At 52.9% G+C, this 25,493-nt stretch carries 25 protein-coding genes and 1 other annotated feature; of the genes, 18 read left to right on the top strand and 7 right to left on the bottom strand.

What is annotated here, in order from left to right; all coding sequences use genetic code 11:
* Positions 1-13 precede the first annotated feature (13 nt).
* Positions 14-1,627, bottom strand: a complete 1,614-nt coding sequence (gene cimA / locus D3P07_RS06255) for a citramalate synthase (protein WP_119799270.1) — start codon at positions 1,625-1,627, stop codon at positions 14-16.
* A gap of 378 nt (positions 1,628-2,005) precedes the next feature.
* Here cimA and D3P07_RS06260 point away from each other — a divergent pair, with 378 nt between their 5' ends.
* The 3 genes from D3P07_RS06260 (at position 2,006) to D3P07_RS06270 (ending at position 5,167) form a co-directional block, all read left to right on the top strand.
* On the top strand, positions 2,006-3,292 hold the full coding sequence (locus D3P07_RS06260; RefSeq protein WP_119799272.1) for a DNA polymerase IV: 1,287 nt from the start codon (positions 2,006-2,008) through the stop codon (positions 3,290-3,292).
* A gap of 78 nt (positions 3,293-3,370) precedes the next feature.
* Positions 3,371-3,613 (top strand): ferredoxin, encoded by a 243-nt coding sequence (locus D3P07_RS06265; protein ID WP_119799274.1) that lies wholly within the window; start codon positions 3,371-3,373, stop codon positions 3,611-3,613.
* A 39-nt stretch (positions 3,614-3,652) separates the two neighbouring features.
* Positions 3,653-5,167, top strand: a complete 1,515-nt coding sequence (locus D3P07_RS06270) for a L,D-transpeptidase family protein (RefSeq protein WP_119799276.1) — start codon at positions 3,653-3,655, stop codon at positions 5,165-5,167.
* A gap of 7 nt (positions 5,168-5,174) precedes the next feature.
* Here D3P07_RS06270 and D3P07_RS26875 read toward each other — a convergent pair whose 3' ends face one another.
* Positions 5,175-5,315: a hypothetical protein gene (locus D3P07_RS26875; RefSeq protein WP_182914203.1), complete on the bottom strand. Its 141-nt coding sequence runs from the start codon at positions 5,313-5,315 to the stop codon at positions 5,175-5,177.
* 189 nt (positions 5,316-5,504) lie between these two features.
* On the opposite strand from D3P07_RS26875, the gene D3P07_RS06275 reads away from it, so the two are divergent.
* Entirely contained in the window at positions 5,505-6,602 is a 1,098-nt protein-coding gene (locus D3P07_RS06275) for a quinone-dependent dihydroorotate dehydrogenase (RefSeq protein ID WP_119799278.1), read from the top strand.
* A gap of 17 nt (positions 6,603-6,619) precedes the next feature.
* Positions 6,620-7,426 (top strand): GTP diphosphokinase, encoded by an 807-nt coding sequence (gene yjbM / locus D3P07_RS06280; protein WP_119799280.1) that lies wholly within the window; start codon positions 6,620-6,622, stop codon positions 7,424-7,426.
* Between the two features lie 103 nt (positions 7,427-7,529).
* On the opposite strand, the gene D3P07_RS06285 is transcribed toward yjbM, so the two are convergent.
* Positions 7,530-8,066, bottom strand: coding sequence for a PCYCGC motif-containing (lipo)protein (locus tag D3P07_RS06285; RefSeq protein WP_119799281.1), 537 nt, complete (start codon positions 8,064-8,066; stop codon positions 7,530-7,532).
* Positions 8,066-8,587 (bottom strand): thioredoxin family protein, encoded by a 522-nt coding sequence (locus D3P07_RS06290; protein ID WP_119799283.1) that lies wholly within the window; start codon positions 8,585-8,587, stop codon positions 8,066-8,068. Before D3P07_RS06290 ends, D3P07_RS06285 begins: the two co-directional genes overlap by 1 nt.
* Before the next feature lie 141 nt (positions 8,588-8,728).
* Between D3P07_RS06290 and D3P07_RS06295 the strand changes: the two genes are divergently transcribed.
* The 3 genes from D3P07_RS06295 to D3P07_RS06305 are packed head-to-tail and all read left to right on the top strand — an operon-like array spanning position 8,729 to position 11,926.
* Positions 8,729-10,276 (top strand): RsmF rRNA methyltransferase first C-terminal domain-containing protein, encoded by a 1,548-nt coding sequence (locus tag D3P07_RS06295; protein WP_119799285.1) that lies wholly within the window; start codon positions 8,729-8,731, stop codon positions 10,274-10,276.
* Positions 10,269-11,063 (top strand): pseudouridine synthase, encoded by a 795-nt coding sequence (locus D3P07_RS06300; protein ID WP_119799286.1) that lies wholly within the window; start codon positions 10,269-10,271, stop codon positions 11,061-11,063. Before D3P07_RS06295 ends, D3P07_RS06300 begins: the two co-directional genes overlap by 8 nt.
* A gap of 59 nt (positions 11,064-11,122) precedes the next feature.
* On the top strand, positions 11,123-11,926 hold the full coding sequence (locus tag D3P07_RS06305; RefSeq protein ID WP_119799288.1) for a Cof-type HAD-IIB family hydrolase: 804 nt from the start codon (positions 11,123-11,125) through the stop codon (positions 11,924-11,926).
* Positions 11,927-12,074: 148 nt separating this feature from the next.
* On the opposite strand, the gene D3P07_RS06310 is transcribed toward D3P07_RS06305, so the two are convergent.
* Entirely contained in the window at positions 12,075-12,164 is a 90-nt protein-coding gene (locus tag D3P07_RS06310) for a sporulation protein YjcZ (protein ID WP_116045057.1), read from the bottom strand.
* A gap of 425 nt (positions 12,165-12,589) precedes the next feature.
* Here D3P07_RS06310 and murA point away from each other — a divergent pair, with 425 nt between their 5' ends.
* Both murA and D3P07_RS06320 read left to right on the top strand, forming a co-directional pair.
* Positions 12,590-13,879, top strand: coding sequence for a UDP-N-acetylglucosamine 1-carboxyvinyltransferase (gene murA / locus D3P07_RS06315; RefSeq protein WP_119799289.1), 1,290 nt, complete (start codon positions 12,590-12,592; stop codon positions 13,877-13,879).
* Between the two features lie 29 nt (positions 13,880-13,908).
* Positions 13,909-14,574, top strand: a complete 666-nt coding sequence (locus D3P07_RS06320; protein WP_119799291.1) for an HAD family hydrolase — start codon at positions 13,909-13,911, stop codon at positions 14,572-14,574.
* A 49-nt stretch (positions 14,575-14,623) separates the two neighbouring features.
* Here D3P07_RS06320 and D3P07_RS06325 read toward each other — a convergent pair whose 3' ends face one another.
* Positions 14,624-16,183: a DEAD/DEAH box helicase gene (locus tag D3P07_RS06325; RefSeq protein ID WP_119799293.1), complete on the bottom strand. Its 1,560-nt coding sequence runs from the start codon at positions 16,181-16,183 to the stop codon at positions 14,624-14,626.
* 118 nt (positions 16,184-16,301) lie between these two features.
* Here D3P07_RS06325 and D3P07_RS06330 point away from each other — a divergent pair, with 118 nt between their 5' ends.
* From D3P07_RS06330 to leuS, 6 genes are all read left to right on the top strand, one after another.
* On the top strand, positions 16,302-16,502 hold the full coding sequence (locus D3P07_RS06330; protein WP_119799294.1) for a YwbE family protein: 201 nt from the start codon (positions 16,302-16,304) through the stop codon (positions 16,500-16,502).
* Between the two features lie 53 nt (positions 16,503-16,555).
* Complete coding sequence (locus D3P07_RS06335) at positions 16,556-16,912, top strand: hypothetical protein (protein ID WP_119799295.1); 357 nt, start codon at positions 16,556-16,558, stop codon at positions 16,910-16,912.
* The gene (locus tag D3P07_RS06340; RefSeq protein WP_147384492.1) at positions 16,890-17,645 is read left to right on the top strand and encodes a GNAT family N-acetyltransferase; all 756 of its coding nucleotides are present in this window, start codon (positions 16,890-16,892) and stop codon (positions 17,643-17,645) included. Before D3P07_RS06335 ends, D3P07_RS06340 begins: the two co-directional genes overlap by 23 nt.
* A gap of 19 nt (positions 17,646-17,664) precedes the next feature.
* Complete coding sequence (locus D3P07_RS06345) at positions 17,665-18,921, top strand: CynX/NimT family MFS transporter (protein WP_119799299.1); 1,257 nt, start codon at positions 17,665-17,667, stop codon at positions 18,919-18,921.
* A gap of 346 nt (positions 18,922-19,267) precedes the next feature.
* Complete coding sequence (locus tag D3P07_RS06350; RefSeq protein ID WP_119799301.1) at positions 19,268-19,672, top strand: hypothetical protein; 405 nt, start codon at positions 19,268-19,270, stop codon at positions 19,670-19,672.
* An 83-nt stretch (positions 19,673-19,755) separates the two neighbouring features.
* Positions 19,756-19,992: a binding site (T-box leader), on the top strand.
* 59 nt (positions 19,993-20,051) lie between these two features.
* Positions 20,052-22,490: a leucine--tRNA ligase gene (gene leuS, locus D3P07_RS06355; RefSeq protein WP_119799302.1), complete on the top strand. Its 2,439-nt coding sequence runs from the start codon at positions 20,052-20,054 to the stop codon at positions 22,488-22,490.
* Positions 22,491-22,541: 51 nt separating this feature from the next.
* Here the strand turns inward: leuS and comER are convergent, their stop codons facing one another.
* Positions 22,542-23,381 carry a late competence protein ComER gene (gene comER / locus D3P07_RS06360; RefSeq protein WP_119799303.1) on the bottom strand — a complete coding sequence of 280 codons (840 nt, stop codon included), beginning with the start codon at positions 23,379-23,381 and terminating at the stop codon, positions 22,542-22,544.
* A 112-nt stretch (positions 23,382-23,493) separates the two neighbouring features.
* Here comER and D3P07_RS06365 point away from each other — a divergent pair, with 112 nt between their 5' ends.
* Both D3P07_RS06365 and D3P07_RS06370 read left to right on the top strand, forming a co-directional pair.
* A complete protein-coding gene (locus D3P07_RS06365; protein ID WP_220482017.1) occupies positions 23,494-24,054 on the top strand; it encodes a ComEA family DNA-binding protein in 561 nt (186 codons plus the stop codon).
* A 70-nt stretch (positions 24,055-24,124) separates the two neighbouring features.
* Positions 24,125-25,420 (top strand): homocysteine synthase, encoded by a 1,296-nt coding sequence (locus tag D3P07_RS06370; protein ID WP_119799307.1) that lies wholly within the window; start codon positions 24,125-24,127, stop codon positions 25,418-25,420.
* The last annotated feature ends 73 nt before the right edge of the window (positions 25,421-25,493 follow it).

The raw sequence follows: 25,493 nt of genomic DNA on the forward strand, positions 1-25,493 counted from the left end.
GCTTTTTTGTTGCTTAATGATTGATCAAGCCCAGCCGTTCGTGGGTATCTGGCAATCCATGATCGACTTTGTCCATGCTTAGCAACGCATATCGGATGCTTCCAAGCAAAGCCTCCCAGCTGGCTTCGATGACGTTGCTGGAGACGCCGACCGTGCTCCATGTATTGTCGAGACCCGTCGATTCGACCAATACGCGCACCTTGGCAGCCGTTGCGTCCTTCTCGTCAATGACGCGAACCTTATAGTCAGACAGATGGATCTGCTCGATCTTTGGATAAAATTGAACAAGCGCTTTGCGGAGCGCATTGTCGAGCGCGTTGACAGGGCCATTGCCTTCGGCTGCCGTGTATACTTGCTGACCGTCTACATTGATCTTGACGATCGCCTCGGAGATCATGACGCCGTTCGACTTTTCCATATGCATCTTAAACGATTCGACAGTGAAGATTTCTTTCATATCGGTGAAGGCTTCGCGCAGCAGAAGCTCAAGTGAAGCATCAGCGCCTTCGAATTGATAGCCTTGATGCTCCAGTTCTTTGATCTGGTCGATGATTTGCTTCGTCTTCTCGTTATTCGTATTGACATCAAGACCCAGCTCATGAGCCTTGGAGATGATGTTGCTTTGGCCGGCTAACTCCGATACGAGGATGCGCTGCTTATTGCCAACAAGCTCAGGTTGGATATGCTCGTAGGTTTTGGAGTCCTTCATAATTGCCGACACATGAATGCCGCCCTTATGGGCGAATGCCGCGTTGCCGACATATGCCTGGCCGACAGGCATATGTACATTGGCAATCTCGCTCACATAACGCGCCGTGTTCGTCAAGGTGCGCAATTTCTCTTCCGGCAGGCAGTTATAGCCCATCTTGATTTGCAGATTCGGAATGATGGAGCACAGGTTCGCGTTGCCGCAACGCTCGCCATATCCGTTAATCGTACCTTGTACCTGACGTGCGCCAGCCTGTACAGCCGACAGCGTATTCGCTACAGCCAGCTCGCAGTCGTTATGGGTATGGATGCCGATTGAGGCTGTAAGCTCCGATCTTACCCGGGAGACGATCTCATGAATCTCTCCAGGCAGCGTGCCCCCGTTTGTATCGCAAAGCACAAGCCAGTCCGCACCTGCATCCTGCGCTTTGCGCAGAGCAGCTAACGCGTACTCCGGATTATGCTTATAGCCGTCAAAGAAATGCTCCGCGTCGTACATCGCTTCCATGCCGTTCTGCTTTAGAAACGCAAACGAATCGTAGATCATAGCCAGATTCTCTTCGAGAGTCGTCTGTAGAGCCGTGTGCACATGAAAATCCCATGCTTTGCCGACTAGTGTCGCTGCCGGGACGCCCGATTCCACGATGCGCAGCAGGCTGGCATCATGCTCGGCCAGCGAATGCTTGCGCCTCGTACTGCCGAACGCGGTTAAGCGTGCATTCAGGTTGAGCGACTTTACGCGTTGGAAAAACTCGATATCCTTGCTGTTGCTTCCCGGATTCCCGCCTTCAATATAATGAACGCCTAAAGCGTCTAGCTTCAGGGCAATTTTCAATTTGTCGTCTGCGGACAGGCTGATGCCTTCTCCTTGCGTACCGTCACGCAGCGTCGTGTCAAAGATCGAGATTTTAGCGGACATTTCTGATGACGCCTCCTTCACTGATAGCCAATACAAATCATAATTTATTATTATAACACTTTATCTATTTAAAGTAGAGGGGGAATGTTATATTTTTCACGGGCTTCTTCGCATTGACTTCCCACATTATCAATTATATGCTGGAGGAAAGGGGAACGGATATACGCATTTTCTTTTTTAGAGGTGGTTCAAAAAGTCGACTTTTGATACGAAGCAGATTAGGAAGTCTACTCGACATCGAATATGGCATTCAGCCGGAACTTCCGGTGCTACGTAGCTTCCACTACGCTCCGCTCCTCATTTCCTAGCATCATCCAATCTTCTCGGTGCTGAAAACCGGACTTTTTGAACACGCACTTAAAGGTGAGGTAGAGAGCCATGAGCGATGTGAAGGATCACTATCCGGTCAATGGGCGGGTCATCATCCATCTGGATATGAACGCGTTTTATTGTTCTGTGCATGAAGCGGAAGAGCCGGAATATTATAAGGATAAGCCTACTGCTGTATCCGGCAGCGTAGAGCAGCGCAAAGGAATTATCGTAACCTGCTCCTATGCCGCAAGGAACAAGGGCATCAAGACGGGAATGGCCGTTAAACAGGCTATGCGCATATGCCCGGAGCTTCTATTGATCAAGCCGGACTTCAACTTATACAGGAAGTATTCTCATGGGTTCATGAGCATTGCCCGTCAGTTCACGCCGCTCGTAGAGCCTGTGTCGATTGACGAGTGTTATATGGACATTACAGGATCTAAGCTGCTGGGGACGCCCTTGGATATTGCGGAATCTCTTCAGAGACGAATTAAATCGGAATGGCAATTGCCTTGCTCCATCGGGCTAGCGCCTAATAAGCTGCTTGCCAAGATGGCATCGGATATGAAGAAACCGATGGGTCTGACCGTTCTGCGCTTGCGCGACGTGCCGAATATGCTGTGGGATAAGCCGTGCGGCACCCTGTTCGGCATCGGAGGAAAGACGGCCGAAAAGCTGGAGAAGATGAATATTCGGACGATTGGACAGCTGGCAAACACAGACGAGGCGCTGTTGATCAAGCAATTCGGCGTTATGGGTGCCTGGATGAAGTCAGCCGCTCACGGAATGGATCAGTCGCCCGTTAATCCGAACCGCGAGCAGAGCAAGTCAATCGGCCATACAACAACGCTTCCAAGCGATCTGACGGAACAGGATGATGTTTTTCGCGTGCTGCTGAATCTATCGGATCAGACGGCCCGGAGGCTTCGGCGTCAGAACCTTGTTGCCTCCACCGTTCAAATCACGATTCGCCGTCCCGATATGTCTACGATTACAAGGTCCCATACGTTGAGCGCTCCAACGCAAACGACGGAGGAGATCAACAAGGAAGCACGCAAGCTGTTCCAGCGGCATTGGAAGCTTGGAGATCCGATCCGCTTGCTTGGTGTCACGCTGCAAAACTTGGCTCCGGCCGATGAGACAGCCGTTCAACTGGATCTGTTCAGCTATGAGGACCAGCCCCGGAAGGAGGCCTTGACGAAGGCGATGGACACCCTTCGCGACCGATTCGGAGAGGACGCGGTGCTGACCGCGGGCATGCTGGGAGACGACCCGTCGACCCTGATCCGAAACAAGCGAATTCGAGGCACGTCCTTGCAAAAAGACGATAGTTTGTTATATATTGATGAGTGAGGAACCACGCTTTAAGGCATCATACAAACAGAAAGCGAACGGAATTATTCCGTATATTATAAGGAGGGAATGTAGACCATGGCTAAATTTACATGGGTAGAGAAAGACACTTGCATCGCGTGCGGAGCATGCGGAGCGACTGCACCGGATATTTACGATTACGATGACGAGGGGATTGCGGAAGTCATCTTCCAGAATGACGGGAACACAGGAAATACAGAAATTCCTGAAGATATGTACGACGACTTGCAAGATGCATGCGACGGTTGTCCGACGGATTCCATCAAGATTGCCGACGAGCCGTTCAACGCTCCGGGCTAATCATTTTTTGGCAATCATAAGCTAACAGCAAGCCCCCTCATGACCGCGCGGACGGATCGAGGGGGCTTTTTTGCCGCCATCACTCTCCCTGTCTACAAGATTGATATCGATGAATCCGCATCCTCTGCCGATATACTTGGTAGAGAAGAGCAGGCGGAGGGATTTAGGATGGACAAGCTGGAGGATATAATTTATCTGAAGCAATTCGTGAAACAGCATCCCGACAATAAGATGGGATGGTACTTGCTCGGGAAACATTATTTGCAAGCGGGCAAGGAAAGCAAAGCGAATTATTGCTTTATTCAGGCAGGCGATATCTATGAAGCCTTTGAGCAGGAGACGCATCCGCTGGCCGAGCAGCAGCTGGAGGAACTGAAGGAATGGAACAAGCAGCAGAAGAAAAAGAGGCTGGTCTGGAAGATCGTATTAGCGGCAATTCCGCTGCTCTTAATAGCTTTGCTCCTGCCGCTTAATCCCTTCTGGCATAAGGAGCCGAAGGATGCTCAGCCCGCTCCGGCCGACAAGAACGCTCCTGAGCTTGGCATCGTATTCGTCCCTCAGAAGGAGGGCAAACCGATCGGCTATGCCATGAATGCTATTGTAGCAGCCGGAGGAGCAGCTCCCAAGCAGTCGCTGGCCGTGCGATTGGAGGAGAAGGAAGGCTGGAGACAGTGGAATGGCCATTCCCGCTTCCTCATGTCCTTAACCAAGGAAGGGAACGGAAGCCGCTCTGCGCTATCCATGCTGGACCGCGATTCCTGCGTATGCGAGCCCGGGGATACAAGCGGTGTGAAGAAGCTGTTCGGGGAATGGCGCGAGGCGCAAGAGATGCACTGGACACTGGCCAGCGGCATTCATCATTATTACCGACTATACGGGAAGTGGCCGCAGAAGCTTGACGATCTGATCCGTCCCTACCCGCATAATGTATTGTCAGGGGAAGGCGAAGGGATGAAGGAATGGTTCCCTTATGTTCTGGCGAAACTAAAGGAGAAGCAGGCATCAAATGGAAAAACGGAGTCGGGCGGCGATAGCCAGGAGTCCGGCAATAAGGATATCCAGCCGGCAGGCAGTGCTATCGGCACCAACGGCATCTATCAGCAAGATTGGAGCAAGCCGCTGGAGATTGTGATCGATGTGTCGAATTATCGGCTTGCCGTCGTTCAGGACAAAATGGTCATTCGCAGTTACGAGGTTGGGCTTGGAGGCGAGAGGACACCGGAGGGCAGCTTCTACATCAGCGAGAAAGTCAGAGATCCTAACGGTACGGATGACGGCATGTTCGGCAGCAGAGGGATGACGCTGTCGGGTACGCTGTACGCGATCCACGGTACGGATGATCCGGACAGCATCGGCAAGGATGAGTCGCTTGGATGCATAAGGATGAAGACGGCAGACGTAGAGGAGCTGTTCGATATGGTGCCGCTAGGAACAGCGGTGAAAATTAAAAACGGGACGCTCCCGTCAGACGCGAAGCCGTCAGCTGAAAGATTCAAGCTGGAGCCGCAGCAGAACGAGACCAATCCCGCCAAAGTGTATCAATGGTTGACGTAAGCAAAGCTTACGAAGTGAGAATAAGAAGCGCCGCAATGGCAATGAATACGACTCCTACAATGGAGGCGATCCAGACCATCGCCTTCTTGTTCACTTCTTCCTTCGGTTTTGCTTTCAATGTGGCTGGCTTTCTTTTGGCTGCGCCCATTTTCAATCAACCTTTCTATATCGGATTTCTGACTTGCATCATATGCATATATTGTAATCGTTTTCGTCCAAAGCCGCAATACAGCTTGGCCAATTGAAGCTTGCGCCTCCTTGCGCGAGCTCTTTTCTTTTTGCTCTAAAAGGGATAAACTGTTCGTTAGAGCATACATAGCGGAACGGAGTGAAAGCTTTGCTTTATTCATCTATACTTAAACCTATTTTTTTCAAAATGGACCCGGAGAAAGCCCATCATCTGGTCATTGACGGCATGGCGGCAGGGAGCAGAATTCCTGGCATGACCGGCATAATGAACGCCATGTATGGCGTATCGGAGTCTCCTGAGCTCAGAAGCGAGCTGTTCGGGCTGCAATTCCCGCATCCGGTCGGCCTCGCAGCCGGATTGGACAAGAACGGCAAGGCGCCTGACGGCTTCTCCAGCATTGGCTTCGGCTTCGCCGAGGTAGGCACGGTCACGCCAAAAGGACAATCCGGGAATGAGCTGCCGCGTCTGTTCCGGCTTCCGCCGGATGAAGCTTTGATCAATCGGATGGGCTTTAATAATGAAGGCGCTGCAGCGATGGCGGCATCGCTTGCGAAGCGCAAAATTCATCGTGTTCCTATCGCCGTTAATATCGGTAAAAACAAGGTAACACCGAACGAGCTAGCGCATGAGGACTATCAAGCCTGCATTCGAGCGCTATATGACTATGGCGATTTCTTCGTTGTCAATATCAGCTCGCCGAATACCCAAGGTCTGCGCGACTTGCAGCATGGGGACGAGCTGAAGAAGCTGCTATCCGCTGTTATGGACGAGCTGACTACGCAGGCGGGAGCGCGCAGGGAGAAGCCGAAGAGCGTGCTGGTCAAGATTGCGCCGGATATGTCCGAGGATCAGCTGGAGCATACGGTAGCGACCATTATGGAGAGTCGTGTATCAGGCATTATCGCCACCAATACGACGCTGTCTCGTGAGGGACTAGTCCATGGCAATGCGAAGGAAGCAGGAGGTCTTAGCGGATTGCCGCTTAAGGAGCGCTCGACGGAAGTGATCCGGTCCGTTTATCACCAGACAGGCGGACAGTTGCCGATAATTGGTTCCGGCGGCATTTTTACCGCGCAGGACGCATACGATAAAATTCGCGCAGGAGCTTCGCTGGTTGAGATTTATACGGCATTAATCTATAAGGGTCCGGGTGTGTTGCGCGAGCTGACAAACGGACTGAAAGAATGTTTGCGCAAGGACGGCTACCGACATATTGCCGAAGCAGTGGGCGCAGATCATCGTTAGAAACAGGAGGCGGCCGGATGGACGGACGAGACTGGAGTCTATTTTTACAGCCTTACGAACAAGCAGTAGAAGAACTGAAAGTTAAATTCAAGACGATGCGAATGGAGCTGAAGCTGAGAGAGGCTTATGCCCCGATCGAATTCGTGACGGGCCGGGTGAAGCGCGTATCCAGCATATTGGAGAAGGCGAGACGGCTGGGCGTCGCCTCGGATCAGCTTGATACGGGAATAGAGGACATAGCGGGCATTCGAATCATGTGCCAGTTCGTAGATGATATTCGTCGTGTAGCGGAATTAATCCGCAACCGCAAGGACCTTCAGCTTGTATACGAGAAGGATTACATTACTAACTTCAAGGATAGCGGGTATCGAAGTTACCATATGATCGTGAAGTATCCGGTGCAGACTGCACTTGGTTCGATGGACGTATTGGCGGAAATTCAGATACGGACACTTGCGATGAATTTCTGGGCGACGATCGAGCATTCCCTTCATTATAAATTCAAGGAAAGCTTGCCGGATGAAGTACGCATCCGCCTCAAGAAAGCAGCAGAAGCCGCCTTCCAGTTGGATACCGAGATGACAAGCATCCGCAAGGAAATACTTGATGCTCAGACGGAGTTCGAGGAACAGTCCAATGTCGTCTCACGCGTGCTGAACGGTATTCAGGATCTGTACTTCTATCATCGCATCCGCGAAGCGGCGCAGTTCCAGATGAAGTTCAATGAGCTGTTCGAGCATGAGGATTATGCTGGGCTGTCCGGCCTCGCCGTGGACATCAATCAGTCCATCGCGAAGGCGAAGAAGCACAGCACGAATGAATAAACGGACAGCAACAAGAAACCTCCGGCACTGCCGCATCAGGCAGCAGTGCCGGAGGTTTCTGTTCGCTTGCAGATGGTGGGGTACAGATCACTGTCTGGCAAAACTAGCTGGAGGATTTCTTCGGTTGATAGTTGTCGTTAATATACGTCAGAATCTCCTCGGCCGTCTTGCCTTGCTTGCTTAAGGCGATGACTTCCTCCATCTCTTTCTTGCAGATGCCGCAGCTCGTGCTATGGTCCGTCCAGGTTACGCTGCCATCATCTGCGGGATGCTCCGCCCAGTAACAGCGCAGCAGCGAGTCATGGGGTTCATCGAATTCAGTGCCTTGCATGCAACCGCAGTAACAAGGGATGCCACTAAGCATATGCATATGGCTATGCACTTCGGAATAGAGGTCTTTAGTCAATTTCGTGTGACTCTTCAGGAAGCCTGGCAGTGTTGTGACGGATGAAGTAGTCTCCCACATCTCCGAACCATGGAGATGCGCCTTGTCTTTGTCATCGCTGGTGCCGCAGGCGGCCAGCAGCGTAATAAGGGCAAATCCTAACAGCAAAGCATACATAACGGATCTTGCGGTATTTCCTTGGTCCGGGTTGCCTGCTGCATGAGGTTCGGAAGATCGTGCTCCGCTCCTTCTCATCACTGCGCATCAGCTCCCGCATGTTTGGTGAAGAATGCTTTGAAATCGTCAAGTGTATGGCCGACAGTCGTGCCTTCCTCGCGAAGGCCGCCTTCCAGTCTGTCTACTTCTACACCGTCCTTATAGTAAAGCAGCGTTGGAGTGGATTCGACGCTGAGCTTGGTGCCGTAATCGTTGAACTCCAGCAAGTTGAACATCGGCATCTCGATTCCCATATCGTTGACGATTGGCATAATCTGAGGGGTTGTGTTCAGACAGTACTTGCAGGTTGAGGAAAAGGCGTATACAAAGAAGTCTTCTTTAGCATCAATCTTATTATCCATTTCTGCAGGCAATATGATATTCTGATAATTAGGATTGTCTAGAAGAGAGCGTGTAGCGGGATTCAATTCGGAAGCGGGCTTGCCGTATAGCTTGTTGTCTTTCTCCAGATTGCCTAATACAAAGATTGACCCGAATAAAATGATGACAATACCGATGTACACATAAATCATACTAAATTTCTTCTTTTTCTTCTTCATCGTTTTAACCTCCGCTTCATTGTGATGGTCATGATATTTGCAGGTCGTTCATGACTCACTTACTTTTTATTATATACCAAAGCGGAGTATGTTTGTACATGCAGGATGTCCTAATGGACCAAGCGGGAGGAAAGGCGCAGAATGGGCAATATACCGGCAAAGTTTCTAGCAAAAATGCAAAATCTGCTCCAAGGGGAATATGACAGTTTTATGTCTTCCTATGACGCGCCGAGAGTGTACGGTTTACGATTGAACCCGCTCAAGATTGATGCGGATCAATGGAAGAGTATTTCACCAATGGGCGACACCGTTAGACCCGTTCCATGGTCCAAGGAAGGCTATTACTATCAGGAAGAAGGCAGGCCTGGCAAACATCCTCATTATCACGCGGGCTTGTATTATATCCAGGAGCCGAGCGCCATGCTGCCGGTTGAATTGCTGGATGTGCGGCCAGGCCATCGCGTGCTGGATCTGTGCGCGGCTCCCGGCGGCAAGTCGACGCAGATTGCAGGCAAGCTAATGGGGCAAGGATTCCTTGTCAGTAATGATAATGCAGGAGAACGAACAAAGGCGCTGGCCAAAAATATAGAGCTGTCCGGGGTGCGCAATGCAGCAGTGTTCAACGAAGAGCCCTCTGCGCTTGTGCCGTCATTTCGTGCATGGTTTGACCGTATTCTTGTGGATGCGCCATGCTCCGGGGAGGGCATGTTCCGAAAGGATGAGGGAATGGCGGCGGGCTGGGAGAAGCACTCCGTCGAGCGCTGTACAGTCATGCAGCGCGACATTCTGGAGGATGCGGCAGCGATGCTGGCGCCGGGCGGCCTGCTTGTCTATTCGACATGCACCTTTTCGCCGGAGGAGAATGAATCGCAAATTGCGGAATTTCTAATCCGACATCCCGAATTTGCGGTGGAGGAGGCTCACCCGCCTGGTGCTGTCTCGCAAGGCAGACCGGAATGGATCGACGCGGCATCGGCTCGGGAGCTGGGGGAAGTGGCAGCAGCCAGCCTGGAAGGAACGGTGAGGTTATGGCCTCATCTTCTTGAAGGAGAAGGCCACTATGCAGCCGTGCTGCGCAAGATGGAAGTGACGGATGCCGGAGGGACAAGGCTGGCTGTTCGGCATGAAGTGTCCGAGGATTCCACTCCTAGCGCTGCGGTCAAGCACAAGAAGGACGTGAAGCGTTCAGAGGATCCCAAGCTGATCCGCGGCGGGAAACCCGCCGTCCGCGATGACGATCCGATCTCGGCTTGGCAGAAATTCTCAGCCGATGAGCTTGAGCTGGAACATGGATGCGGAGCGGAAGCTGTGCATTTCGGCTCGATTGTCTATGTGCCCTCCGTTCAACTGCCGTCTCTGGACCGGCTGCGCGTTGTGCGTCCGGGATGGTATGTCGGCGAAACGAAAAAAGGCAGATTCGTTCCTTCGCAGGCGCTCGCCATGGGATTGAAGCGGTCGGAGGCAAAACGCTCCATAAGCTGGGGCTCCGACTCTGAAGAGATTCAGCGGTATTTGAAAGGTGAGACGTTGTTCGTGCGCCTGGAGGATCTTGCCATTGCGGAGAGCGCATCAGCCAAAGGATACGTGCTGGTCTGCGTGGACGGCTATCCGCTAGGCTGGGGGAAATATGTGGACGGCATGCTGAAGAATGAGCTGTCGACCGGATGGAGGCAACTGTATAATGGCTGAGAAATTACGGATTGACAAGCTGCTCGCGCATATGGGCTTCGGGACGAGAAGCGAAATCAAGAGAGCGGTCAAAATGGGCAAGGTAGCCGTTGACGGGAAGGTCGTGAAGGATAGCGGACTGATCGTGGCTCCTGCCGAGCATACCGTCACTTATGAAGGGGAGACAGTCATCTACCGGGATGTGATTTATTTGATGATGAACAAGCCGCAAGGCGTCATCTCAGCGACGGAGGATGGCAGAGAGCGGACGGTGATTGATCTTCTCGCCCCTGAAGACCGTCTGCTGAATCCATTCCCAGTCGGACGGCTGGATAAGGATACGGTAGGATTGCTACTGCTGACCAATAACGGTCAGCTCGCACATGAGCTGCTGTCGCCTCGCAAGCATGTGGACAAGACTTATGAGGCGCTTGTACTGGGGAATGTGAATGAGGATGATGTGAAGGCGTTCCAGGAGGGAGTTACACTCGATGACGGATATGAGACGCTGCCTGCCCGGCTGCAGGTACTGAGCCGGTCGCTGCAGGACGTGCAGGAGGATTCGTCCTCTGTGCAAGCGGGAGAGCAAGCGTCTGCTGTCCAATCGCTTATTCGCCTGACGATTCAGGAAGGCAAGTTTCATCAGGTTAAACGAATGTTCGAGGCGGTGGACAAAACGGTGCTTACCTTAAAGAGGGTGTCTATGGGCCCGTTAACGCTGGATGAGTATTTGCCGGAGGGACATTACCGGGAGCTGACATTGGAGGAAGTTGAGCTGTTGAAGGCTCATCGCGGCAGCGGCAAATAATGACGCCCTGCAATAGCGGATAAATAGAGAACAATCTAGAGGGATGGAGCGGTGATGAGATGAAGCTTAGTTACGATTTGATCGCGCTTGATGTAGACGGAACGCTGCTGACGGATGATCATAACTTGCTGGAAGAAGTCAAGGAAGCCGTTCAAGAGGCGGCGCAAGCCGGAGCCGATATCGTGCTGTGCACAGGCCGGGGGCCGATGGGAACATTCCCGGTTCTGGCGGAGCTGGAGCTTAGCGGCATTCTGATTACGCATAATGGCGCGGCAACTATCCGTTCAGAAGACCGCGAGGTTTTGTTTCAATACGATATCGACAGCGGGGAATTGATGGAGATCCTTGATTACTGCCGGGAGAATCGCATACATTTTGACTTGAACACAGCATTCGATATGTATGTGGAGTCTATGACCGAAGAAGTCATGCAAATGTATGAGCATCATCAAGTGGAGCCTATTATGAACAGCTTTGACGAGCGATTCCCGGATGGCATGGTCAAGATTACGTTGTTCGGATCGAAAGAGCTGATGGATCTTACCCAGACGTATTGGGAACAGAGAGATTCAAGCCTGCAGTTCATCCGGAGCGGCGATTTTTTTATCGACGTGCAGAGCCCCAGCTCCAGCAAAGGGATTGCACTGAAGCAATTGGCCGATGTGAAAGGCATGGATAGAGGGAAAATATTAGCCATCGGCAATTATTATAATGATATATCGATGCTCGAATATGCCGGTCTCGGCATTGCGATGAGCAACTCTCCGGAATCTGTGAAACAAGCGGCTGATCAGATCGCCGGTTCCAATAATGAAGGCGGGGTCGCGGCAGCGATCCGGCAATATGCTTGGCAACAAGGATAACAGCACACGCTTGGCAGCAAAAAAGGACGAATCGGGCAGCCCGATTCGTCCTTTTTCTCATGCTATGACATATGGAGAGTGCGCTATGCAGCAAGCTGGGTTGCGGCACGATCCGCTCCTTCGTCGTAATAGGTGCAAGATTCGTTTATTACAGGAATACTCTCGTAATGATAACGAGCAGAATAAACAGAACCAGGATCACACCTGTCGTCGTGTAGCCTCCATACACACCGGACATGCCAATTCCTCCTAGACTGTAGTTACCGATAGGCGGGCCTGCAGGCGCTTGGTAGGGACTTCCCCACAATCGGCATATTGTATTGTATGCATTCCCGGCCGTTTGGCTTGGACGGCTGTCCGGCAAATTGGTATTGTTGAAAGAGCCGCTAGCGACTGGCGGATAGCAGTGAAAAGGCAGCAGGGCCTATTATGAAAAAAAGTTCATGAAAAAAAGCAGAAGGTTTGATTGACAATCATGAAACAAAATGAATAAGATTGAAAGGATACCATAGGACAATTAACCATTTCAAACATAAAGAGCTACGATTCATCATACATCATTCGCAAGGAAGGCGTTCACAGCTTTTTTGCCAGACGGGATTGCGACATTACCAATCAAACAAGATCAGCCTACATCTACTTATTGCGGAGGTACGAAAATTCATGAACGTTATTCAAGTGGAACGCTCTCCCGGATTACGCGGTTCGGTCAAAATTCCAGGCTCCAAAAACAGCTCGCTTGCTTTGCTTGCGGCAGCCTGCTTAACGGACGAGACAGTCCTATTGAACAATATTCCGGACATCGCGGATTTCCGGGTGATCCGGGAAATTGCTAGTGAGATCGGCATTTCCATGCAAGTGACAGGAGCGGGTTCGGTAGAGATTAATCCCGCCGGTATTCGTCATGCCAAGATTGACCCGGTTAAGTCGTCGACATTCAGAACGGCTTATTATTTCATTGGCGCATTGCTTAACCGCTGCGGAAGCGTTTCAGTCGGCTATCCAGGCGGCGATGATTTCGGAGATCGTCCGATTGATCAACACATTAAGGCGTTGAAGGCGCTAGGGGCCGAGTTATCCTTCCATGAAAAAGATTACGAAGCAAGCGCCCGTACCCTAACCGGAGCCGATATCTACTTTGATACCATTACGTCCGGAGCTACGATCAACGCTATGCTGGCAGCGGTGCGGGCCAAAGGCTCTACGGTGCTGCGCAATGCGGCGAAGGACCCTGAAGTAGTCGATACCGCCCAGTTGCTCATCGCTATGGGAGCACGGATATCGGGAGCGGGTACGGACACGATTCGCATTGAAGGTGTCCGTTATTTGCATGGTTGTACTTACACGGCGGTGCCCGACCGGCTGATTGCGGGTTCATTCCTGATCGCCGCGGGCGTAACAGGCGGCATGATTACGGTAGAGGATGTCATTCCGGAGCATCTGGGCTCAACGCTGGCCAAGCTAAGGGAAATCGGCGTCCAGATTGAGACGAATAGCGACTCGATCACTGCTTACGGAGAAGGTACGCTGAGGGCAACCCGGGTGCGGACGGGGATGTACCCAGGATTTCCTACGGATCTGCAGCAGCCGCTGACAGCGCTTATGGCACAAGCGTCCGGCAAAAGTATTGTAACGGACAAAATCTATCCGAAACGGTTCGCACATGTTCAACAGTTGAAGCGGATGGGGGCCGATATCGAGCTGCGCGCCGGCTCTGCTTTTATTAAGGGCGGCTTGCCGTTGCGCGGAAATCTGGTTCATGCATCCGATATTCGGGCAGGCATATGCTTGCTGCTTGCCGGATTGGCTGCCGAGGGCACCACGCGTATAACCGGTGTCTATCATTTTGAACGCGGATATGAGAATATTGTGGACTCTTTCCGCTCGCTTGGCGCCAAGCTAGAGGTTCGTGAAGCTCATGAAGCCGGAATCGAATTGCCGCAAGTCAATTAAAGGGTGATTAAGGCGGGAGGGAATCAGATATGAGAGCTATCTCGTGCATTTTGTTCGATTTGGACGGTACGTTGCAGGATAGCGAGAAGCTGGCTGCGGAAGCGCAGCGGGTCGGATTCCGTTCTGTCTTGAAGCGGGAAGCAACGGAGGAAGAGCTGCAACAGCTGAAAGGCAAGCCCGTAGCAAAAGTCATTGGCATCCTGTATCCAGAGCATGGCTTGCACATATTCGAGCATTCCACTCGATATTACGATGCGAATTGCGAATCAATCGCTTTATACGAGAGTGTGCGGGTTATGCTGGAGAAATTGGCGCAGGAGGGTTACCCGATGGGGATCGTTTCGTCCAAGCGCAGGAGCTATGTCTTGCGAGAGCTGAAGGCAAACGGACTTCTTTCGTTTTTTGATTGCGTTGTAGGTCAGGAGGATACGGAGGAGCATAAGCCGAATCCCGCACCTTTGCAGCTTGCCGTGGAAAAGATGGGAGTACCCGCCGGGTCTTGCATCTACATAGGTGATCAAGTTTCAGATATACGGTCTGCCTCGGCAGCAGGCATGGCAAGCGGTGCTGCGTTATGGGGAGAAGGTGAACGCGAATTGCTGGAGAACGGTCGCCCCGACTATTATTTTACGACGCCTGAAGAGGTCGTCTCGCATTTCACTGATGCTAACGATATGCTCAATTCAGCAGGCTAACCCATACAAGAAACCCAGTCCGATGAATATCAGACTGGGTTTCTTTGATTTATCTTCTGCCGCGTCCGCTGGTGCGACTGCCGCTACTTGGCTTTCCTTGACCGCCTTGCCGTCCGCTGCTCCGTCCACCGGAACGTCCGCCTGCTTGCTGGCCCCGCGGCCCCTTGGCGCTTGTATCGCCGGACCGCTTCGAACCTCGTTCGGAGGAACGCCCGCCATCCCGGCGATTGCCCCCTTCGCGCTGTTTGCTGCGCGGGCTGCCCGAATCGTCGGCTGTCGCCCACGGGTTGCCGTCGGCCTGAGCCGCTGCCGGCTTGCCGGCTCGCGGATTCGGCTTTACGGAGCCGCGACGTCCTTCGCGTTGTCCGTTCCGGTCGCTGCCGCGTCCGCCGCTTCGGCTTGAAGGCCGGCCGGAGTCTTTGCTTCTGCCTTCTCTGTTTCTAGTGTTTTTGTCGCTACTGCGCTCTGTTCCGCGAGCAGAAGACAACTCGCCTTCCCGGTCGATTGCACGATGCTCCAGGCGGGCGCTAATACTCTTCTCAATCGCCGCTAATTTGGCAACGTCATATGGCGTTGCGAGCGTGACAGCCATGCCTTCGTGTCCAGCACGGCCGGTTCTGCCAATTCGGTGAATATAGCTTTCGCCGTCGAGCGGCATGTCGTAATTGTAGACATGCGTCACGCCTTCTACGTCAAGGCCGCGCGCAGCGACGTCCGTCGCAACAAGCACTTGCAGACGCGCATCACGGAATCGCTTCATGACTTGCTCCCGCTTCGCTTGCGTCAAATCGCCGTGAAGCTCGTCCGATACGATGCCTACATCTTGCAGCGCTTCATTCAGCTTCTTGGCGCGAATCTTGGTTCTGCAGAAGATAACGGCCAGATACGGGCGATGCTGCTCCAGCAGATGGATTAGCGCACGCTGCTTCCCGCGGTCGGTTGTATCCACGACAAGCTGCTTGATGCTGTCAAGCGTGATGTTGGTGCTGCGAATCTGTACATCCTCGGGCGCATTCATATATTCGGAAGCGAGTCTGCGAATCGCGTCCGGCATCGTGGCGGAGAACAGCATCGTTTGGCGGGCTCTCGGCGTTTGCGTAATGATGCTCTCCACTTCGGGAAGGAATCCCATATGCAGCATTTGATCCGCTTCGTCCAGCACCAGCATCGACAGCTTGCCCAGACTGACGGTACCGCGCGTCATATGGTCGATCAGCCGCCCAGGCGTCGCGACCACAATATGAGGCGCGCGCTGAAGCTTGCGAATTTGTGCGTCGACATCTTGCCCACCATATGCAGCCAGGACGTTGGCGCCGAAGACCGGCGCCAGCTTCTTCATCTCAGCCGTAATTTGAATGGCCAATTCCCGCGTCGGAGTCAGTATTAGCGCTTGAACTTGTTCTTTATTTACGTTGATCCGCTCCAGAATGGGCAAAGCGAAGGCCAGAGTCTTACCCGTGCCTGTCTGAGCTTGCGCGATCACATCTTTGCCGTTCATGAGCAGCGGTATCGTCTGCCGCTGTACAGGGGTCGGCTCGCTGATGCCAGCCTGTTTCAATAAGTCGTTCAGCTCTCGGGATACGCCGAGTGCTTGGAATGCGTTAGCCATGCGTTAAGTTCCTCATTTCATGTCATATGTAGCTAAGTATAACAGTTGCAGAGAACATGTGCATCTTCCAAATGCATATGCTATGCTTATAGCCATCATCAAGAAGAGGAATGAGAGCATGCAGACATCAGGAACCAGCCGGTCAATGATCAAGCCGGGATTGGAAGTGCATATTGTGCTTAAGGGAGATCAGCGGACAGGGAAGCTGACCAGAGGCATCGTGAAAGATATATTGACGAACTCTCCGCAGCATCCTCACGGTATTAAGGTAAGGCTGCAGGATGGAGCAGTCGGCCGCGTCAAAGAAATTTTGTCATAAGTAAAAGGCCTTGAAGCTAATCGGTATAGGGGCAGGCAAGGAGGAGCGGCTTTATGGCATTCGGCATTACCCGCGACGAGATGAAGGCATGGAAGGCGAGCGTATCGCGAGGGGAGATCGCCTTCTTGACCCATTATTGGCTGGATGACCGCTTTCCCGGTGTACGAACCGTGACGAAAGTAGGCTGCTCAGATTTGGACAAGCTGGCCAATTGGTGCCGGGAGAACGGCTTGAATCCAATGTATATCCATAGGAGGGCGGAGTTCCCTCACTTCGATCTGTTAGGGTACAGGCAGGCCGAGATACTGGCGAAAGAGAAACGGTACGACCAGTTGGAGCGGTTTCGCATCCGTCCATATGAAGTGAGCAAGAAGGGAGAAGGGGTTAGTGGGAGAGAGCGAACGGAGTGACAAACGGATAGAGGAAATGAGCTTGAACGGCTGGCCGGCTCTGCAGACAGTTCTGTACGATGGCTGGCTGCTTCGTTTTGCTGACGGCTACACCAAGCGATCGAACTCCGTTCAGCCCATCTATGGATACAGCGGCAATCTGGATGAACGAATCCGCCACTGCGAAGAGCTGTACCGTGCGCAAGGTCAGCCGACTGTTTTTAAAATAACCCCTTTTGTGGAGCCAACGCATTTGGATGCGAGGCTGGAGGAGCTAGGGTATGAACGGATTGACCATACACAGGTCAAGACGGCTTCCATCGTGGATCTTCCTGTATCTCATCAGGGGGAAGGATTTCAATGTTGGACCGAATTGACGGACGAGTGGCTGGATACCTTAGCCCGACTCCAGGGGCTTAGCGACAGACAAAAGGAAACAACGCGGCGCATGCTGGCCGGACAACCCCTGCAAAAGGCATTTGGCCTGTACAAACGCGGAGGGAGTCCAGTTGCTGCCGGGTTGATTGTACTAGAGGATGGCTGCGCCGGATTGTACGATATCGTAACAGACGCAAGGGAGCGCGGACGTGGTTACGGTGAAGGGCTGACCCGTGGTTTGCTGGAATGGGCAAGAGGGCAAGGCATCCGTATGGCTTATCTGCTTGTGGTGAAGAATAATGCGGCAGCGAATCGATTATACGGCAAGTTTGGATTCAAGACGCGATATGAGTATTGGTATCGTGTGAAGAAATAGTTGAGAGGAAGCAACAAACATGCTTAACAGCGATAGTCAGTCAGTGGAGCGTAAGCGCACCAGCAGCCTGAAGACATCCGGGAACTCCGGAGGGCCGGCATGGCTGCTTGTACTTAGCATTATTCTCGTGGCGCTCGTATTGCGGGCTCCCATTACAACGGTTGGACCGATTATTGATCAAATCCGCCTATCCATGGGTTTGTCCGGCGCCATGACGGGGTTGCTTACCACATTGCCTTTGCTGGCATTTGCTATTATATCTCCGCTAGCCCCAAGGTTGGCGGCTAGAATCGGCATGGAACGCGCTTTGTTCTACGCAGCTAGCTTATTGACGGCGGCCATTGCTGTCCGGTCTCTTCCTTCCGTATACGCTCTGTTTCTGGGAACAGCGTTGCTCGGGGCAGCCATTGCTATTGGCAATGTGCTGCTGCCCAGCCTGGTCAAACGGGACTATCCGGATAAAGTGGGACTTATGACCGGAATCTATACCGTCGCCATGAATCTCGGCGCTGCGATCGGCTCCGGCATCAGCGTGCCGTTGACGGAAGGACTTGGCTTCAGCTGGCAAAGCACTTTGGCTGCTACCGCACTAGTCGCCTTCCTGGCTGCGGCTATTTGGCTGCCGCTGCTTCGTCGCAATAGCCTGGCGTCAAGCCGGGACCATGCCGGGAAGGCCTCAGCGAGCGAATCGCATTCATCGATTCGCCGCAAGCTCTGGACGTCACCGCTAGCCTGGTCCGTTTCGTTGTTTCTGGCCTTGCAATCATTTTGCTTTTATGTGAATGTTACGTGGATTCCGCTTATTCTGGCGGATAAAGGCATCAGCCATGCGGATGCGGGCTGGCTGCTGTCGGTCATGCAACTCGTCGGAATGCCTTCGACCTTTCTTATTCCGATTCTGGCGGGCAAGAAAGCGAGCCAACGGGGGCTGGCCATGCTCACCTCCAGCCTGTTTATTGCTGGCTATCTTATATTGCTTCTAGGCAGTCATTCCTGGGCGCTCGTCAGCATGATTATACTCGGGCTTGGCGTAGGCGGAGGATTTGGTCTTGCGTTAATGTTTTTCGCGCTGCGCGCAAGCTCAACGGAACAAGCCGCGGAGCTGTCCGGCATGGCGCAAGCCGTGGGTTATCTGCTGGCTGCGAGCGGTCCCCTCTTGTTTGGTCTGATCCATGATTGGACCGGGGGCTGGAATGTACCGTTGATCCTGATCATCGCCATTTCAGTTTTGTACGGGCTGCTGGGATTGTCGGCAGGAGCTGACCGCAAGGTCTGACATAGTCAGCGAGACGGATAGGAGTCCGCATGCAGAGGTTCCCTCCGTGGGACCTTTTTTTAGATGGATTAAGAAGGGCTGGATTGCCAGGAGGAGGAATGGAGATCGAAAAAGATGTCCTGGCGTGCAACCTGTGGGGGGATGGCAGCGTTTGAAGAAATAGAAGCGGATGGAGATCGGGAGAACACCGACGTTAGGCATGAAGTTAGCCGTTGCACATTGTGAAGTATGGGGCTCTGGAAGCCTGTTAGTTAATGAAGGCAATGCCGGATGAACGAAGTAGAATGAAGGATACGGACATGTAAAATACCTTGGTGCAAGCACGCGGTGTGAAGGAGCTATGAGCATGAGACGAATCATTATTGTATTGGCCGGAGTAGTATCGATACTCGCAGGTTTGGCTTACATAGGAACGACTTGGCTTGCCGCTGACTTTCTGGGACCAGAAGTAGGTTCGGAACGAGAGCCCGTCCGGTTCTGGGGCATATGCTCCATCGTCATCGGGGCCTTGCTGCTTGGGGTGCTGGCTGTTCGGACTTGGATGAAGGAAGCGCTTAATGACGGCATGCTTATTTCGGTGCTTGCGGCGATCTTCCTTATTCAGATACCGCCGTTCGGATTGTGGATGTTAGGCTTTATTGCGAGCGGATATACGGCCTTCATAGGCATGCTCTTGCATGGCGCGCTTATGGCTATGGTCTGCTTGACGTTTGTCTTTGCCAGAAGAAGCTTGTCCAGAGAGACCGCCTGACATCGAATTATGGCTGCAAGACCATTGTTGCTTGACATGCTAGAGCGGGGACTTATATAATCGGTAGTAATTGTTTGATTTATATCATGGCGTTGAAGAGGAAAAGTACAGGCGTTGCATCGGATTAGAGAGCCGGCGGTTGGTGGAAGCCGGACCATGCGCGCAGGGAAGCTCGCCTCGGAGCCGAACGGCCAACCTTCTGGAAGCAGAAGGCGAATCGTTCCGAATCGTCCGCGTTAAGGACGTCAAGTGAGCAAGGGCAGAGCATGCCTGATGCTAACTAGGGTGGTACCACGGGAGAATATCCTCTCGTCCCTAGCGTTAATCCGCTGGGGGCGGGAGGTTTTTATGTTTTTAAGACGATTAGGAGGAAGTATGAATGACTCAGGAACAGCAACGACATGGCTATAATCCGCTTGCGATTGAGCCGAAATGGCAGCAATACTGGGACGCGCACAAGACGTTCCAAACAAAGGAAGATGCAGGGAAGCAGAAGTTCTACGCTCTTGATATGTTCCCGTATCCTTCGGGAGCTGGTCTTCATGTAGGCCACCCGGAAGGCTATACGGCTACCGATATCGTATCGCGCTATAAGCGAATGAAAGGCTATAATGTTCTTCATCCGATGGGGTGGGATGCATTCGGGCTGCCGGCTGAGCAGCATGCGCTGGACACAGGCCAGCATCCTAGAGATATTACGTTCAAAAATATCGACAACTTCCGCCGTCAGATCAAATCGCTGGGTTTCTCCTACGATTGGGATCGCGAATTCAGTACGACGGACCCGGATTATTATAAATGGACGCAATGGATTTTTATCCAATTGTACAAACGCGGTCTTGCCTATGTAGCGGAAGTTCCAGTCAACTGGTGCCCGGCGCTTGGCACTGTGCTCGCGAACGAAGAGGTTATCGATGGCAAGAGCGAGCGCGGCGGTCATCCCGTCGTCCGCAAGCCGATGCGTCAATGGATTCTGAAGATTACAGAATACGCAGATCGGTTGCTAGACGATCTGGAGGAGCTGGATTGGTCCGAGAGCATTAAGGATATGCAGCGCAATTGGATCGGCAAGTCGACGGGTGCGGAAGTAACGTTCGACATTGACGGACACGACGGCTCGCTGGTTGTCTTTACGACACGCCCGGACACACTGTTCGGCGCGACTTATTGCGTGCTTGCGCCAGAGCATGAGCTGGTTGCCGCGATTACAACAGCCCAGCAGAAAGCGGCGGTAGAGGCTTATCAGGAAGCGGCTGCCCGCAAGAGCGATCTGGAGCGTACGGATCTGGCGAAGGACAAGACGGGCGTCTTCACGGGCGCTTATGCGATTAATCCGGTTAACGGCGCCAAGACGCCAATCTGGATTGCCGATTATGTGCTTGCCGGATATGGCACAGGCGCCATTATGGCGGTTCCGGGCCACGATGCGAGAGACTGGGAATTCGCGAAGCAATTCGATCTGCCGATTATCGAGGTAGTGGCAGGCGGGGACATAACTGAGGAAGCATATGCGGGTGACGGAGCGCATGTGAACTCGGATTTCCTGAACGGACTGAATAATGAAGAAGCGATTAAGGCGATCATCGGACGCCTGGAAGAGACGGGCAAGGGCAAGGCGAAGGTAACCTATCGCTTGCGCGACTGGCTGTTCAGCCGCCAGCGCTACTGGGGAGAGCCGATTCCGATTCTCCATCTGGAAGACGGCACGATGAAGCCGGTACCGGAAGATCAATTGCCGCTGCTGCTGCCGGATGTGGATGCGATCAAGCCTTCCGGAACAGGCGAATCCCCTCTGGCGAATGTAACCGAATGGGTCAACACCATCGATCCGGAGACGGGCATGAAGGCTCGCCGCGAGACGAACACGATGCCTCAATGGGCAGGAAGCTGCTGGTACTATCTGCGCTTCATCGATCCGAAGAACGACAAGGAGATCTGCTCGCCGGAGAAGCAGAAGGAATGGCTGCCGGTAGACTTGTATATCGGCGGCGCGGAGCATGCCGTGCTTCATCTTCTGTACGCCCGCTTCTGGCATAAGGTGCTCTACGACCTGGGCGTCGTTCATACGAAGGAGCCGTTCCAGAAGCTGGTGAACCAAGGCATGATTCTTGGCATGAACAACGAGAAGATGTCCAAGTCTCGCGGCAACGTCATCAATCCGGACGATATCGTGAATGAGTTTGGCGCTGATACGCTGCGGATGTACGAGATGTTCATGGGGCCGCTTGAGGCGACGAAGCCTTGGAATACGAATGGCGTGGAAGGCACCTACCGCTTCCTGGCTCGCGTATGGCGCCTGTTCGTGAATGAAGACGGAACGATCAGTTCCAAGATTGGCGACGGGGAGACGACCGACGCCTTCAAGCGTACCTGGCATCGTTCCATCAAAAAAATTACGGATGACTACGAGAATCTGCGATTCAATACCGTAATCAGCCAGCTGATGATATTTGTGAACGAAGCGTATAAAACTGACGTGCTGCCGCGCGAAGCGATGGCGCAGTTTGTGCAGATGCTGTCTCCAATTGCACCGCATATCGCGGAAGAGCTGTGGGAGAAGCTTGGTCAGGAAGGAACGATTACCTATGCGGCTTGGCCGACCTATGAGGATGCTTGGACAGTCGATCAGGAAGTGGAGATCGTTGTGCAGGTGAACGGCAAAATCGTGGAGCGCATCTCGATCGCCGCTGATACGAACGAAGCGGACATGGAGTCGCTCGCGAAGGGGCTGGAGAAAGTGCAGGAGCTGATCGCAGGCAAGACGGTTCGCAAGGTAGTCGCAGTCAAAGGCAAGCTTGTTAATATTGTAGCCAATTAATCGAATCCATCGCGCAACCGAAGAGGTGAGCGGGCTTTAGCTGAAGAACAGCTATTGTCCGTTCACCTCTTCGCCGTAGAATGCGGTAGAAACCTTAACGAGATCTTCATTGAATTTGGCATGCGTCGTCCGAATAAGGCTGTTGAAGATGCCATCGGTCTCTCTCCGCAGCAGATGCAGCGCCTTCGCTGTGATGCCGCCGGGGACAGCGACGCGTTCCTGAATTTCTTCCGGGGTCATGCGGCCTTCGGTCAGCAGCAGTCCAGTGCCTAGCAGCATATTGCCCGCAACCTGCATGGCGACGCTGCGTGGGATGCCCGTCTCCGCAACGGCAGCATCGATAAACTGCTGCAGCAGAAAGGCCATGAATGCGGGACCGCAGCTGGACAGGTCGGATACGATGCGCGTGTAGTCCTCCTCGATGCGCAGCGGTTCGCTAATATGGGAGAACAGTGACTCCAGCCGCTTTTTATCCTTTTCGCTCATGGTTTCGCCATAGATGCAGAGGGATGCGCCGCTCCATGCCAAATTGGTAATGCTTGGGATGATTTTAGCTACTTTGCAGTTCAGCTCACCTTCCAGATGAGAGACGAGAACAGGGCTGGTGATGGACACGATGATCTGCTCGGGCCGTACGGCAGACTTAATGTCTTGGATGACATGGATGAACTCATGCGGTTTGACGCACAGGAATACGATGTCGCTGCTGCGAGCCGTCTCCACGTTCATATATTCGGCTCTCATGCCGGGATACCGGTCGGCTATCGCCTGTGCTTTGGCATACGTGCGATTGCTGATGGCGATCTTTGCAGGCGCCAGGGCCCCGGAAGCGACAAACGCTTCAATCAGCAACGTTCCCATCGAGCCCGTTCCGATAAATCCTACATTCATGCTAAGCCCTCCTATACCGATTACGCGTAATGTATGTTCTTATATTCTATTCTGTAAGACTTGTTCCGTATGTCACAGATTACCATTTTAATTACAGAAAGGGGAAATGGATATGACGACACGATTGACGGGGCGGAAAGCCGGACGAGTGAACAAGCTTCTCGCGGCTGCCTGCGCGGCGGGAGCCTTGCTGCTTATTGCAGCAGGTCTGATTGATGGAGCGCCAAATTCTAAGGGAGAGTGGATGCCTCTTAATGAAGCGGTACAAGCCTCCCTCAATACTATGAACGGGGACGGCAATCCGGTCGAACCGGCGGTATTAATCGTACAAACAGAGCATTCGCAGGAGCTGCCAACAGGAGGAGGAGCTGGATCGGCCAGTCCGGAGGAAGGGACAAGGGAACTGGATCATCAGGCATTCGAGACGGTGCCCTCCTCAACGACTGTACCTGTCATGACGAGCAGGGATGAGCTCGGAAGGCTGGATCTGAACCGCGCTACGGCGGAAGAACTGCTGGAGCTCAAGGGGATCGGCCCGTCTAAGGCGCAGGCCATAACCGAGGATCGGGAACGGAACGGAAGGTTTGCAAGCGTAGATGATCTGATTCGCGTAAAGGGGATTGGAGAGAAGCTTTTAACCGGGATCAAAGAAAGCGTTGTCGCTCGTCCATGAATGTGAGAGAATGGAAACGATACAGTCATATTTTACTAGATTTCGAAAACAATCGAGGAGGATTTTAAAGATGACAGAGGAAAGAAAATTCTCGCTAGAAACGCTATCCGTCCACGGAGGCCAAACCATCGACCCTACGACGTTATCGCGCGCTGTGCCGATCTACCAGACGACTTCGTACGGATTCAAAGATACGGATCATGCGGCTAACTTGTTCTCGCTTCAGGAATTCGGCAATATCTATACCCGCATCATGAACCCGACGTCCGATGTGTTCGAGAAACGCGTTGCGGAGCTGGAAGGTGCGCCTGCAGCACTGGCAGTAGCATCCGGTCAAGCAGCTATTACTTATGCCATTCTGAATATTGCAGGTTCCGGCGACGAGATCGTTTCGGCAACCAGCCTGTATGGCGGTACCTACAACCTATTCTCCACGACGCTGCCGAAGCTGGGCATTACGGTGAAATTTGTTGATCCTTCGGATCCGGAGAACTTCCGCGCCGCTATCACGGACAAGACCAAAGCCGTATTCGCGGAAACAATCGGCAACCCGAGGGGCGACGTGATCGATCTGGAAGCGGTAGCCGCTATTGCTCATGAGAATGGCGTGCCATTCATTGTCGACAACACGTTCCCGAGCCCTTACTTGTGCCGTCCGATTGAGCATGGCGCAGATATCGTCGTTCATTCGGCGACCAAATTTATCGGCGGTCATGGTACTTCCATTGGCGGCGTCATCGTAGATGGCGGCAAGTTCGACTGGAAAGCTAGCGGCAGATTCCCAGGTCTGACCGAGCCGGACCCAAGCTATCATGGCGTAGTCTATACGGATGCGGTAGGCCCTATCGCTTACATTATTAAAGCACGCGTGCAATTGCTGCGTGACATGGGCGCGGCTTTGTCGCCATTCAACTCCTTCTTGCTGCTGCAAGGTTTGGAGACCCTGCATTTGCGTATGGAGCGCCATAGCTCGAACGCGCTTGCGGTTGCCGAGTTCTTGGAAGGGCATGAAGAGGTGGAGTGGGTCAATTACCCTGGCCTGAAGAGCCATCCTTCGTATGATCTGGCCCAAAAATACTTGCCGAACGGAAGCGGCGCTATTCTGACCTTCAGCATTAAAGGCGGTGTGGAAGCGGGCAAAAAGCTGATTAACGCGGTCAAGCTGTTCTCCCATTTGGCGAACGTGGGCGATTCCAAGTCGCTTATCATCCATCCGGCAAGCACGACGCATCAGCAGCTGTCTGCTGATGAGCAAGTCGCAGCAGGCGTTGCTCCAGGCATGGTTCGCCTGTCGATCGGCACGGAAGGCATTCGCGATATCTTGGGAGATCTGGAGCAGGCGATTGCGGCAAGCCAACAAGGCTAATACCGCTTAGGACTGGCATCGCCGATGAATTGGGATTACAATAGAATCCATACAAAAGTACGAAGCGGGCATG

Source organism: Paenibacillus sp. 1011MAR3C5, assembly GCF_003591485.1.
Lineage (GTDB): Bacteria > Bacillota > Bacilli > Paenibacillales > Paenibacillaceae > Pristimantibacillus.